The sequence below is a fragment of the Citrobacter sp. wls613 genome, from assembly GCF_005281195.1.
Taxonomy (GTDB): Bacteria; Pseudomonadota; Gammaproteobacteria; order Enterobacterales; family Enterobacteriaceae; genus Citrobacter; species Citrobacter gillenii.
The window spans coordinates 21,497-32,799 of the sequence record NZ_SZXN01000048.1 but is presented as its reverse complement, the minus strand read 5'-3'; the positions used below and the strand labels follow the sequence as shown (position 1 = coordinate 32,799).

At 49.7% G+C, this 11,303-nt stretch carries 17 protein-coding genes; 13 read left to right on the top strand and 4 right to left on the bottom strand.

Annotation, left to right across the window (positions count from 1 at the left end; translation table 11 throughout):
• Positions 1-95 precede the first annotated feature (95 nt).
• The 4 genes from FDX01_RS08265 to FDX01_RS08250 are packed head-to-tail and all read right to left on the bottom strand — an operon-like array spanning position 96 to position 3,005.
• Positions 96-1,103 (bottom strand): tyrosine-type recombinase/integrase, encoded by a 1,008-nt coding sequence (locus tag FDX01_RS08265; protein ID WP_137399609.1) that lies wholly within the window; start codon positions 1,101-1,103, stop codon positions 96-98.
• A complete protein-coding gene (locus FDX01_RS08260; protein ID WP_101701024.1) occupies positions 1,100-1,966 on the bottom strand; it encodes a BRCT domain-containing protein in 867 nt (288 codons plus the stop codon). Before FDX01_RS08260 ends, FDX01_RS08265 begins: the two co-directional genes overlap by 4 nt.
• Before the next feature lie 16 nt (positions 1,967-1,982).
• Positions 1,983-2,612, bottom strand: coding sequence for a hypothetical protein (locus FDX01_RS08255; protein WP_137399608.1), 630 nt, complete (start codon positions 2,610-2,612; stop codon positions 1,983-1,985).
• A 9-nt stretch (positions 2,613-2,621) separates the two neighbouring features.
• Positions 2,622-3,005 (bottom strand): helix-turn-helix transcriptional regulator, encoded by a 384-nt coding sequence (locus tag FDX01_RS08250; RefSeq protein WP_137399607.1) that lies wholly within the window; start codon positions 3,003-3,005, stop codon positions 2,622-2,624.
• Between the two features lie 311 nt (positions 3,006-3,316).
• Between FDX01_RS08250 and FDX01_RS23650 the strand changes: the two genes are divergently transcribed.
• The 13 genes from FDX01_RS23650 (at position 3,317) to FDX01_RS08190 (ending at position 10,985) form a co-directional block, all read left to right on the top strand.
• The gene (locus FDX01_RS23650) at positions 3,317-3,520 is read left to right on the top strand and encodes a hypothetical protein (RefSeq protein WP_024142410.1); all 204 of its coding nucleotides are present in this window, start codon (positions 3,317-3,319) and stop codon (positions 3,518-3,520) included.
• Positions 3,501-3,731 carry a DUF4761 family protein gene (locus tag FDX01_RS08235; protein WP_306414255.1) on the top strand — a complete coding sequence of 77 codons (231 nt, stop codon included), beginning with the start codon at positions 3,501-3,503 and terminating at the stop codon, positions 3,729-3,731. Before FDX01_RS23650 ends, FDX01_RS08235 begins: the two co-directional genes overlap by 20 nt.
• Positions 3,721-3,894 (top strand): hypothetical protein, encoded by a 174-nt coding sequence (locus FDX01_RS23050; RefSeq protein ID WP_170974769.1) that lies wholly within the window; start codon positions 3,721-3,723, stop codon positions 3,892-3,894. The genes FDX01_RS08235 and FDX01_RS23050 overlap by 11 nt, the downstream gene beginning before the upstream one ends.
• Before the next feature lie 12 nt (positions 3,895-3,906).
• Positions 3,907-4,134 carry a phage filamentation protein Fil family protein gene (locus FDX01_RS08230; RefSeq protein ID WP_131445399.1) on the top strand — a complete coding sequence of 76 codons (228 nt, stop codon included), beginning with the start codon at positions 3,907-3,909 and terminating at the stop codon, positions 4,132-4,134.
• Positions 4,135-4,149: 15 nt separating this feature from the next.
• Positions 4,150-4,422, top strand: a complete 273-nt coding sequence (locus tag FDX01_RS08225; RefSeq protein WP_101743133.1) for a hypothetical protein — start codon at positions 4,150-4,152, stop codon at positions 4,420-4,422.
• A 69-nt stretch (positions 4,423-4,491) separates the two neighbouring features.
• Positions 4,492-4,716, top strand: a complete 225-nt coding sequence (locus FDX01_RS08220) for a hypothetical protein (protein ID WP_101743132.1) — start codon at positions 4,492-4,494, stop codon at positions 4,714-4,716.
• A complete protein-coding gene (locus FDX01_RS08215; protein WP_131445402.1) occupies positions 4,713-5,261 on the top strand; it encodes a 3'-5' exonuclease in 549 nt (182 codons plus the stop codon). The genes FDX01_RS08220 and FDX01_RS08215 overlap by 4 nt, the downstream gene beginning before the upstream one ends.
• Positions 5,262-5,269: 8 nt before the next feature.
• The gene (locus FDX01_RS08210; RefSeq protein ID WP_131445407.1) at positions 5,270-6,235 is read left to right on the top strand and encodes a Dam family site-specific DNA-(adenine-N6)-methyltransferase; all 966 of its coding nucleotides are present in this window, start codon (positions 5,270-5,272) and stop codon (positions 6,233-6,235) included.
• Complete coding sequence (locus tag FDX01_RS08205; RefSeq protein ID WP_003835835.1) at positions 6,235-6,441, top strand: hypothetical protein; 207 nt, start codon at positions 6,235-6,237, stop codon at positions 6,439-6,441. Before FDX01_RS08210 ends, FDX01_RS08205 begins: the two co-directional genes overlap by 1 nt.
• Entirely contained in the window at positions 6,438-6,611 is a 174-nt protein-coding gene (locus tag FDX01_RS23045; protein ID WP_016155221.1) for a hypothetical protein, read from the top strand. The genes FDX01_RS08205 and FDX01_RS23045 overlap by 4 nt, the downstream gene beginning before the upstream one ends.
• Before the next feature lie 10 nt (positions 6,612-6,621).
• Positions 6,622-7,542: a DNA cytosine methyltransferase gene (locus FDX01_RS08200; RefSeq protein WP_137399605.1), complete on the top strand. Its 921-nt coding sequence runs from the start codon at positions 6,622-6,624 to the stop codon at positions 7,540-7,542.
• On the top strand, positions 7,535-10,174 hold the full coding sequence (locus FDX01_RS08195) for a replication endonuclease (RefSeq protein ID WP_137399604.1): 2,640 nt from the start codon (positions 7,535-7,537) through the stop codon (positions 10,172-10,174). The genes FDX01_RS08200 and FDX01_RS08195 overlap by 8 nt, the downstream gene beginning before the upstream one ends.
• A gap of 112 nt (positions 10,175-10,286) precedes the next feature.
• The gene (locus FDX01_RS08190) at positions 10,287-10,985 is read left to right on the top strand and encodes a DNA adenine methylase (RefSeq protein WP_137399611.1); all 699 of its coding nucleotides are present in this window, start codon (positions 10,287-10,289) and stop codon (positions 10,983-10,985) included.
• Positions 10,986-11,303: the final 318 nt, after the last annotated feature.

The following is an 11,303-nucleotide window of genomic DNA, read 5'->3' as shown; positions in this document are numbered from 1 at the left end:
GTGTCGTGAAACCACCTACGGGTGGTTTTTTTGTTTTTGTTGTTTGCCAGTGGCAGCAAAATGGCAGCAGCGTGGCAGCATATTTTTGTGTTTGTCTATTTTGCCTCTTGGCGGTTATCGAACGGGTTAAGTGCTACCGCAGCATCAAGGTGGTTTGGGGCAAAATGCGCATACCTCATTGTCATCATGATCGTGCTGTGCCCGAGAATTTGCTGTAACACCAAAATATTCCCACCTCGCATCATGAAGTGACTCGCGAATGTATGACGTAGTACATGGGTACGCTGTCCTTTGGGTAGCTCTATACCTGCGCGTGCGAGAGCTGCCTTAAAAGCCTCGTATGCGGGTGAGAAGAGGGCACCACGCTTTTTAGGGAGCATCGCCTGTAGTTGTTGTGAAATTGGCACTGTGCGGTTCTTCTTGCTTTTGGTTTGCGTAAACGTCAGACGACCAGGAAGGATTTGAGATTGCTTCAAGTCTTGAGCCTCGCTCCATCGTGCACCGGTCGCCAGACAAATTCGTACGATAATCCCTAAATCTTTATTTGCAGACTGGTCGCATGCTGCAAGCAATCGGTCAATTTCTTCCTCATACAGAAAAGCCAGCTCCTGATCACCTTCCTTGAACTGCCTGATTCCAGACAGCGGGTTATCTCCTTCCCATTCCCCCAGCCGCTTCATTTCCGAGAATACTGCATGCAGATAAGACTGCTCGCGGTTTACTGTCGCTTCACTCAGCTTCTTCTTGCCTTTCTGATTCCATTCACCACTCAAACGCCGTTCCCGGTATACAGCGAAAGTGTTTTTATCAAAGTGAGAAGCCAATGGATTACCAAGACGTTCGCATATGGCCAGTAATTTCACCTTTCTTTCATCACCAGATGAGAGCGTTTTGCCATGCATCTCGTACCAGCGTTCAACGAATGCCGAAAGAGTCACAGCGCTGTCGTTTACCGGCTGGTTTGCAGCGTTATTCATTAAACGGCGCTCATGGGAGAGCGCCTCACCTTTGGTAGCAAATTGCTTACGTATGCGTTTCCCATCACGCCCGTAAGGGAAGCACTGACAAAGCCATTTACCGGAGGGTAGTTTTCGGACGGTCAATTACTCACCTCTGCATCATCATCAGATCCTGCATACGCGAGTGAAATGAACATTTCCGCAGCGTTATCAAGATGTGCATAGGTTGATGTAAATTCGATATCTCGACACCTACAGACGAATGGGCGCGTTTGATTTTCTGGTTGGAAGGATAAACTTACAACTGGAGTTTTGCGTGGTTTACCATTTTTGAAAAAGTCACAGACATCCAAACGATTGCAAAGGCCTGCATCATCTTGATAAGTAGCAACATGCCACCCCATACCATGAAGTGTATCGGCAAATGCTAAATGCACTTCTTCGATATTTTTATATAAGCCAACGGAGTATTGTTTTTTCTTACTCTCATTACGTTTTCTTGGCAGGGATGGGAGCCTTGCTACACCAGGTATTTCAATTTTTTCCAAGCTGAATGTTTTTACCGGGTGAGTCGGAGATGATAGGTCCGCTGCTCGCAGCGTAAAGTTATCAAGCAATGTCAGAGGAAGGATATCTCTTGCTGCTCCGGATCGTTCACCTCCGTGATAAATGATTGATAAATTATCTTTGGTATCAATTGACGACCAGATCAGGTCCAGAAGAGGGTGTTCATCATGGATTGTAAATGTTGGTGTATTGCCCTTTTGACCTTCTATATTTTGCGCATCCGACAAGGGGGATAGGTTTAGAAATTGCTCGGTCGACAGCACCTCTGAACCTTGCTGAGATGCCTTTTTTATTTTGCTCGGACCAGCATTTTCACCGCAACAGAGATAGTTAAGATCCTTGGTGACATCACTTCTAACGACATATCCACGAGCCTTAGCAATTTCAATAAGCTCATTTTTGTCTTTTTTCCCAAAACCTGTAAAACAAATAGTCCTCATATAAAACCCCACGAAGTCAGAAAAATAATGAACCTAACAGGAAACCAATTAAGAAGATGACAATGAATTCTTTAGCGTGGGATCGCAGCAATGTAGTGACATCCAATGGAGAGTGATTCTCTCTCGGGGGAGAAGGCGGAATATCTTGTGTTTGCTGGTCCAGCCACGATAAACACATTTGAAGCTGGTTGCGTGTTAGGTCATTCAGTCGACCAGTTCCGAAGTTAACATGGCAATAACGAATCAGTTTCTGCCTCAATTCGCTGTCTTCACTATTTCGAAGGAGAAGGCTAACAAGTGCTTTACTTGCATCTTTATCCTTAGCGCGTTCGAGCATGGACTGCAAAAAGCTAACTGCAGTCTGATATTGGTTGACGGTCATTTCTTCGATACTCGAAACGCCAATCTCTGCATGCAGCTTTTGCCAGATCTCATATGCTTCATTGCCGTAGGAATCAGAAACAAGTGCTACTAGGGTATTAAGTTCTTTTCTCTGCGCCCTAACCAAAGGACGCTCATCGTGAGTATCTGAGGGAATCGCGATGTTGATGGTGTGACGACCATCAAAATTATCTATCTGGACGTGATTTTCGGTAAAGTCACGTCCAGCAACCCGGTTTTGTTCTCCAGAGGTATTGATTGCCATAAAGTTTCCCTACTTCTTATTTTCGTTAAAATCCCTGCCCGCTACGCGGTTTCCTTGACCTGATACGCTAATTGATGCGTTTGATGAACTACCTGCAGTTAGGGCCGCAAGAGCTGCTGCTTTAACTGCAAGAGGCGCTTTTCTAAAAAGGGTAAGTAGCTCTTGTTCATCAGCATTAAGCGCTTCAGAAGTTCTGATCCCTGTGACAATGAACTGAACGTCAGCTCCAAATTTTGATATTGCACAGAGGTAAGAGGAATCAGGAGATCGTTCACCTTTTTCATAGTTAAGCTGTGTGAGCTTTTTAACTCCACCAATCTCTCCTAATGCAGCTTGGCTTAGTCCTAAACGCTCACGTTCCTCGCGTAAGCGCATACCGATATAATCTTGCATACCAAAATCCCTTGACTGGTATAAATATTTATACCATTATGTTTTTCACAGACACTTAGCAGATCACAATATACCACTATGATACAAGCACAAAACTCACAGCGGGCGCGTACGCCCAAAAACAGCGTTGCGGGAGGGTCTTTACCGCTACGTCTGTCACCTGAAGAACGCACTGAGATTGAAGCAATGGCAGAAGCAGAATGTCGATCCGCTTCTAACATGGTTCGCATAGTTTTTTTGCGCGGGCTTGAGTGCATGAAATCCACACATTTGCCGCAATCTGGTAACTGATACTAGCGTGTGAGGTAGAAATGACGGGCGTGACCATCAATATGAATGTTGCTGCTCCTTATGTATCTCTCAAGGAGTATTCCAGACTAACCGGCATTCCATTCGACACATGCAGGTTAATGGTTCGCGACGGAAGGATAATTATCAGGCCTAAAGAGCTATCAGGGGGCAAGGTGGAAGTAAACATGATAGCCATGCTCAAGGATGCCATTGCAAACAGTTGACAGGAAAATCATGAATCAGCTAATCCAACTGAGTCGACACAATTATGTGTATCGGGGATTCACTATCCACATGTGTCCTAAAAACTCCAGAACAATGCAGCGCGCATATCGCGTGATGAATGATGGGAATTATTTCGGCAGAGACTTTGCATTAGCAGAGGCAATGCGAACCATTGATAAACTAAAAAATGGTGGAAGAAATGAAACTTGAAATGGCTATCGGGCTTTTTATTTTTGCCGTGTTTGTTTTGAGCCTGATTCAGTTCCTGATTAGGTTGCATTGCAATAAAGCGAAGCAACAAAAAGAGAAGAGGATTTCTGAATTTAAAGCCAGACGCGAAGAAGTAGAACGTAAGTCTCGCAGACAACTGTAGCAGGAACAAGATATGAACGATAACGCTCCATCACTTGCCAGCCTGTTAAGGCAGGGTTGCCAGGTAACACACCATCGCAATACTCGCGGCTGGATCGAGTGCCCAGACGGACGTTTCTTTAAACCAGAACCGAACAAGGTGCGCTTTATTAAAGGTATGAGTAAGCCTTTTGTTTATACGAAAAAGATAAACAAAGGTTTACTTATCACTCTGGTAAGAGCATTCAAAAAACTACTGTAGTGGTAGGAGGCTTACGTGTTTACTGAAGAGAAAACATCGTGGGAACGGGAAATGCTGATTCGCGAAGCGGTGGAGAACGCGGAGAAAGGTTTTACTGTTAATTTAAAAAATGGCGCACGCATTGTTGTAACTCCTGACAGTCCATCAATTGATTTAATTATTTATGGTCTGGAGAAAACAATTCGCGGAAATCATGAGCGGGCTCGAATGACCTTTATTGATTTTCTTTATTATTGGCATGAAAGGATATTTAAACAGGTTAAGCGGAAACCACGTCCTAATCACTAGTTAATCAGGTTTGAAAATTAAAGGCATTCATTATGTCGGGCTTCATTTTGCCTTTTTCAGGAGGTTGCCATGTCGGTTAAGTCAATAAAACTGGAGAGCGGAATTAGTGATCCGGACTTTATGGGAATAAACACCAATGCACGGAAAAGCGAACGTGCTCACCTTCTTGGTCTGCTGCGTATTTTTATGAGCCAACTGAAAAAGGAAAGTGCCACTCAGGAAGAAATTCATTTATCAGTCGAGCGGTGGATCAGCAACCGCGAATTAATCATCAGTGAGGATAAAAGCTTATGAACAACATCATGTTAGATATTCGCGTATTGGGGAAATCCCCTGATTCTCCAGTGTTCGCTATTGAGTGCGTTTTTTTCGAACCATCAACGGGGAAGATTGGCCAGCAATATTACCGTGCAATTGATATCAGAACCGTGGGCGGTATTTACCCTGAAACGGTTTTACAGCTCATGAAGGGGGATGCCGAACAACGTGCTGAGGTTATCAATGCTACCTGTCGAGAGATTGATGCTGTCAGTGGCGTCTGTCGTTTTATCAAAGACAATGCCTCAAAACACGAAAAGCTCATTTGCTGGTCAGCCGGAGACTCCGCAGACGTTACTACGCTTGCGTATGCTCTTTCCCGCCATGGTCTTGGTCCATCATTACCGTATTTCGACATTCGTTACCTATCAACATTGATTCATATCGCTGGCGTTACCGGGTATGTCCCGCATCCGCGCCGTTCTACAGCGACTTATATGCTGACAGATGCTGTTTATCGCGCCGAGCAGGTTTGCGAGATCTGGCAGCGCCTGACTTCCCCGCACCTCGAATCGTTGTGAGGTTGAGAATGATTAAGTCACCTCTGAAATGGGCGGGCGGAAAAGCTCGCGTCATGCCGAAACTACTGGAGCATTTGCCAAAAGCCGATTGTCTGATTGAGCCATTCGTTGGTAGCGGAACCGTATTTATGAATACGGAATACCGTCACTATGTGCTTTGCGATAGCAATATGAATCTGATCAACTTCTTCCGTCAACTAACAGGCCGACCAGAGGACACAATTTCTGCCTGTCGCTGGATATTTAGCGGCGGGAATAATGCCGAGGAATTTTATAAGCGGCGAGCTGAATTCAATTCTCTGGCCCAAAAAGCGGACTTAGATCCGGATGCTGCGTTGCTTCATGCTGCGTATTTTTTGTACCTGAATCGCCATACGTACAACGGTCTTTATCGCGAAAATCTGAAGGGGGAATTTAACTCGCCCTTTGGAAAATATGCCGAGCCTTACTTCCCTGAAAATGAAATGCGTTTGTTTGCTGAAAAGGCCAATGACACAAAAGCGCTTTTCTATCATGGCGACTTTCGCGATTCAATCCCTGGCACTATGCGGCTGGCGCATGACGCAGTTATTTATTGCGACCCCCCATACATACCGGCCAGCAAAACAGCCAGTTTCACCACCTACGGCAAGCCGTTTACCCTGGATGATCATCGCGCCCTGGTTGCAGCCCTGCTCAATGTTAATCACCAGTATGGTCATCGCGCGGTGATATCCAACAGCGACACGCCTGAAACTCGCGAAATTTATTCCGCCTTCAACCTTCACTCCCTGAGTGTCCGCCGCTCTGTGAGCGCCAAAAGCCGCGATATGGCTGGCGAAGTTATTGGCGTTCTTCGCGTGTGTGATGGTTGCGGCCGTGCTGGCGGTGGTTTCTGCCCGGATTGTGGACCGGTAATGGGGAATGCAACTTACGGCGTGATGTTTTTAGGCTTCGACCCTGCCAAGGGCTGTGAGACGCAGGAGCCTTTCTGATGACCATCAAAAAGACTCATACGGGCATCGTTATTACCAAAGATGGCCCGCAGCGCAAGAAGTTGCACCAGACGGAATCCATGTGGGTAGTCGGTAAAACAGAGTGCTACCGGAAAGACACTGGCAAACGTCACTTTGCCGAACGTACCCGCCGTCGACTGCTGCTTGATTCAATCGAAGAGATTCGGGAGGTCGCCACCCGATGAACACAGTTGATGCAGTGATCACTCGCGTGCTCGACGTTCGCCCATACCGCCATTTCTGGATCGTTGAGGTGGAGGTGTTGAGCTGGGGCAGGTACAGCAGCACGACCATTATCCGTGATACCGAAAAAGACGCCCGGCAGGTTAAGCCCGGCGACACCGTGACGGTGTAGGTGGTGCGCGATGACGGCTTATTACAACGAAATCGACCCTCATGCAGCGCAGCATCTGCGCAACTTAATCGACGCCGGCCATATAGCGCCTGGTGTTGTTGATACACGCTCAATTGAGGATGTAACCCCCAATGATCTCAAAGGTTTCAGACAATGCCATTTCTTCGCCGGAATTGGCGGATGGTCACTCGCATTGCGTCGCGCAGGCTGGCCCGATGATCGTCCAGCATGGACAGCATCATGCCCTTGCCAACCTTTCAGCGCGGCAGGCAAAGGACTTGGGTTTGCTGACGAGCGGCACTTATGGCCCTCCACACATTGGCTTATCGGCCAGCGCCGCCCTGTCGTGGTATTTGGCGAACAGTCTTCAAGTAAAGATGCTGAAGACTGGATCGACCTTGTACAAACTGACATGGAAAGTTTGGGCTATGCCTTCGGGGCGTCGGCGTTTCCGTCTGCGGGCGTCGGTGCTCCGCACATCCGGGAGCGCACTTACTGGCTGGCCGACACCAACCGCGAGCAATACGAAGAACGCTTATCAGGATGCCGAGAAGGTGATCGCCAGGAAGCTGGCTGGGCGCCAATCGAACTTGCAGGACTTTGCTTGTCTTGCGGGCTGGCCCACCCCTGCGGCGAGGGATGGAAAGGGGGGATATCAGGGGGGCAGGATGCGGCACGGGAAGCTGTCAACGGATACGCTGGATGTGACAGCACAGATAGCAGGCCCGGCCCGGTTAACGGCTTCTGGGGAGCTGCTGACTGGCTCTCTTGCAGAGATGGAAAGTGGAGGCCAGTTAGATCCGGATCATTCCCGTTGGCTAATGGGGTTTCCGCCAGAGTGGGAAAACTGCGCACCTACGGCAACGCCATCAATGTTGAAGCGGCAACAGCGTTCATAACGGCTTATATGGCGACGGTGGATAATGTCTGATCTCACCGCGTTAGCCTGGGAATGGAATGCCAGACGGCAGGCCATCAATCCCAACAAAGCCGATGATTCAGCGATTGAATATCTCACCCCAAAAGGTGAGCGCAAGGCGCTCGCCTATGGTGATCTGGTTGATGCTGTTTATCGCGCGCCCATGCGCCCGCGCGAGAGTGATGCACGAGAGGCATTTGACCGCAAAGGCCGTGCTAACTACCTCCGCCGCAGGGTGCAAACTCTCCCGGCATTTATCCGTAAGCGTTTCGCCCAGCATCTTGAAAACCTCGATCGCAACAAGCCAAAAGATGTAATGCGCTGGTTGTTCGGCACGTTCGAACGCCATGTTTTACGTCGCGTTGATGCGGTAAATGCGCAATACCTGCCACAAAGCACGCTTCCTGCAATTCTTTTACCGCTGCGTGATGACTTTCACCTGTTGCCATGGGCGGACAAAAAACGCCTGAAAAGACTGGCGTATAAGCTTGCGAATCTTATGAAAAGCGAGTTTATGCGCGAGTTTGATTTTCAGTATGAACAAACAGCTGATCTGGAATTTTCCTCGCTCTATGCCTACGGAGCCATAGCCAGCAAGGCGACGACGCTCAATATCGCAATCCCTGGCTGGCAACGTTATTGCGATGAAGAGCTGGATGCCGACGAGGCTTTGCGGGCAGCCGGAAGGCTTCACTCGGAAAAATGGTGGCTGGGCAAAATTCGCCGCATCCATGACTGCTGGCGCGAACATCTCATGATAGCGACCGGCTATGTCAGCAAGGTGGCTTCACCTTATTGCTCTGATCCTTGCTTCAGGGAGTGGGTAGCCCAGAAAAAGGCGAATTTCGAATACCTCCAGGCGATGGAGCTGGAAGATCAGGACACCGGCGAACGCAGCTCATTGCTGGATAAGGTAATGGGGAGCGTTTCCAATCCTAAGATTGCCCGTCATGAGTTGATGGTGCGCATGCGTGGATTTGAGGATCTGGCTAACGAAATGGGGCTGGTAGGGATGTTCTACACACTAACAGCTCCGTCACGCTACCACTCCACGCATGTTAATTCAGGAAGAAGAAACGACAAATATCGCGATGTCAGCCCACGCCAGACACAGAAATACCTCTGTAAAGTCTGGGCCAGAGTGCGCGCTAAATGGGGACGCGAAGGCATTCGCACGTTTGGTTTTCGTGTAGCCGAGCCACATCATGATTCTACTCCGCACTGGCATCTGTTGTTGTTCCTGCGCCCAGAAGAGGTGGATTATGCAACCGCCATTTTCCGCAAACACGCTATGAAAGAGGACGGTAACGAGAAAGGTGCTTCAGAGCACCGTTTTACTGTTACGCCGATTGACGAGCAATTTGGGTCTGCAACGGGCTATATCGCGAAATACATTTCGAAAAACATCGATGGCTACGGCATGGATGGTGAAGTGGATCTTGAGTCAGGCCAGCCGGTCAGGGAAATGGCAAAGCGCGTGCGTGCCTGGGCTTCACGCTGGAACATCCGCCAGTTTCAGCAGATTGGCGGTGCTCCCGTTACCACCTGGCGCGAATTGCGCCGGTTAGGTAGTCGCGAGCTTGTATTACATCCGGAACTTGAGGCAGCGCGTGCAGCAGCCGATGCGCCAGACTGGCCGGGATACACCAACGCTCAGGGTGGCCCCTTTGTCGCGCGCGATTGCCTGCGCGTTCGCCTTAACTATGAATTCACCGAAAACGGCAATGATTATGGTGACACGGTCGCCAAAATTACTGGCGTTTATTGCCCTTATACGGGCAGCGAATCAGTCATTTTCACCCGCACCACCGATTACAAGATTGTGCCGAAGCGTAAGCCGTCGCCGGTCGAGATTTTGACCTTAGAAGGCCGCGCAGCGGCCCCTCGGAGTTCTGTCAATAACTGTACGGGGCGCTCCGGAACGGACGAAAAACCACCGTTAAAAGTGGCGGTGCCAGCTGGTACCACACCGTCAAAACCGACGATGCATGCCGGTATTGATCACCCGGACAGTCAGATGACAGAACTTCCGCTGAATATCGAAGATTTGCGCCGATATTCACGCCAGCAACGGCAGGAAATCACCAGCAGACTGAAAAACTTTGGCCGCGAAAGCTCAGATCAAGCCTTCGAGCGTACCGCGCGCGGTCTGCGCACGTCTGTTGATGATGAAACTGCGTTGACGTGGGGGCCAAAAGTGGCCGCAGCGAAAGATATGAGCCTGACACCAGAAGAGGCAGAACAGCGTTGGCGACAACAGCTGCGGACCGAAGCGGAGCTGCGTGCGGATAACTATGCCGCCGCAGTTGCGGAATACCAGAAGAAAAAAGCCGAAGCGGCACTGCGGCAGGTACAGAAAAGAGAGGCTGCGAAACAAGGCGGGGTCAGCCAGGAAACCATCGCCAGCATCGGCGCGCAGCTGCGTAGTTGCAGGATTTTCGTCAGCGATGATGTTGTGAGGTCGATTGCTGGCGGTGCCCGCGTTCGCCACGGCGGCGGACTGCTCGCCATGAATAATGGCCGGTTGCAGGAAGTGAAGGCATGGCGTGCCGGTGAGAAAGATAAACCGACGTCTGAATACGTGGCGGTGTGTGACCTGGTCACGCGCTGGAAGAAGGCGGCTAAACGAAAAAGACAGGATTGAAGCAGTGAGTGAGATGGTCAGCCATAGTCGCTTTTGACGGTTCTGGCCATTCTATCGAGCAACGTCATTTTAGGCGGTGCTGCAGGTTGGTTTTTTTGGGAACGAGAAAGTTATGAGCTATCTGGGAAGCAAAGCGGCGAGCGGTGTTTATCAAAAAATTATTGCCGAGATGCCACCGCATGACACGTACATCGAAACTCACTTGGGCGGTGGCGCTGTCATGCTACGTAAGCCACCGGCGAAAGTCAGTTGGGGGATTGATATTGATCCGCTGACCATTGAGGCATTTAACCAGAGTAATCATGAATTTCTGGATGCTCTGGGCGATAGTCTGTTTATTGACGTCGGCGACGCGGTGACGTTTTTGGAGCGCTTTGATTATTCTTATGCTGGCCGGGTGCTGATCTACGCTGATCCGCCTTATCTGCATGAAACGCGAAGCAGCTCTGCGCGCTATCGGTGCGAGTATTCTGTTAAAGACCATGAACGATTGCTGACGCGTTTACGCGATCTCCCGGATAACGTCAGCGTAATTTTATCGGGCTATCCGTCAGGATTTTATGACCGCATGTTACATGACTGGCGCGCCCGAGAGTTTCAGGCAATGACGCGCGGCGGGGTGAGGACGGAGAAAATCTGGATGAACTACCAGGAGGGGCGCGCTTATTCGCATACTTTTGCAGGTAAAAATTACAATGATCGCTATCGAATTAAGCGAAAAGCGCAGCGCTGGAAGGAAAAATTTGCAGCGTTACCGCCTGCCGAGCGCCTAGAGATCATGGTGGCGCTCGGCGAGGTTGATCAGGTGTAAAAATGGGGCCGCGCGGATGCAAAAAGTTGCACAAATTTGCACAATTTTTGAAACAACGTTTTTTCCATGCCGCCCCAGCGCTGGCGGGGCCTGGGCGGCCTGCACAAAGTGCACAAAAAGAGGTCGGTTTAGCGCGCAGGCGAGGCGGGGGAGCAAGCGCGCGCAAAGGGGGTCAGGCAGGGGGTCATATCCTCCGCCATTCGCCGCCTGTCGGGCGCTCATGTTGGATGGTTGAGCGAAGCGGCAGCGCGAGAGAAGTCGCGCCAGAAGCCCGCTGGCTGCGTCTGGTAGGGGGTGTGGTTTATTTGTGTTTCGCGA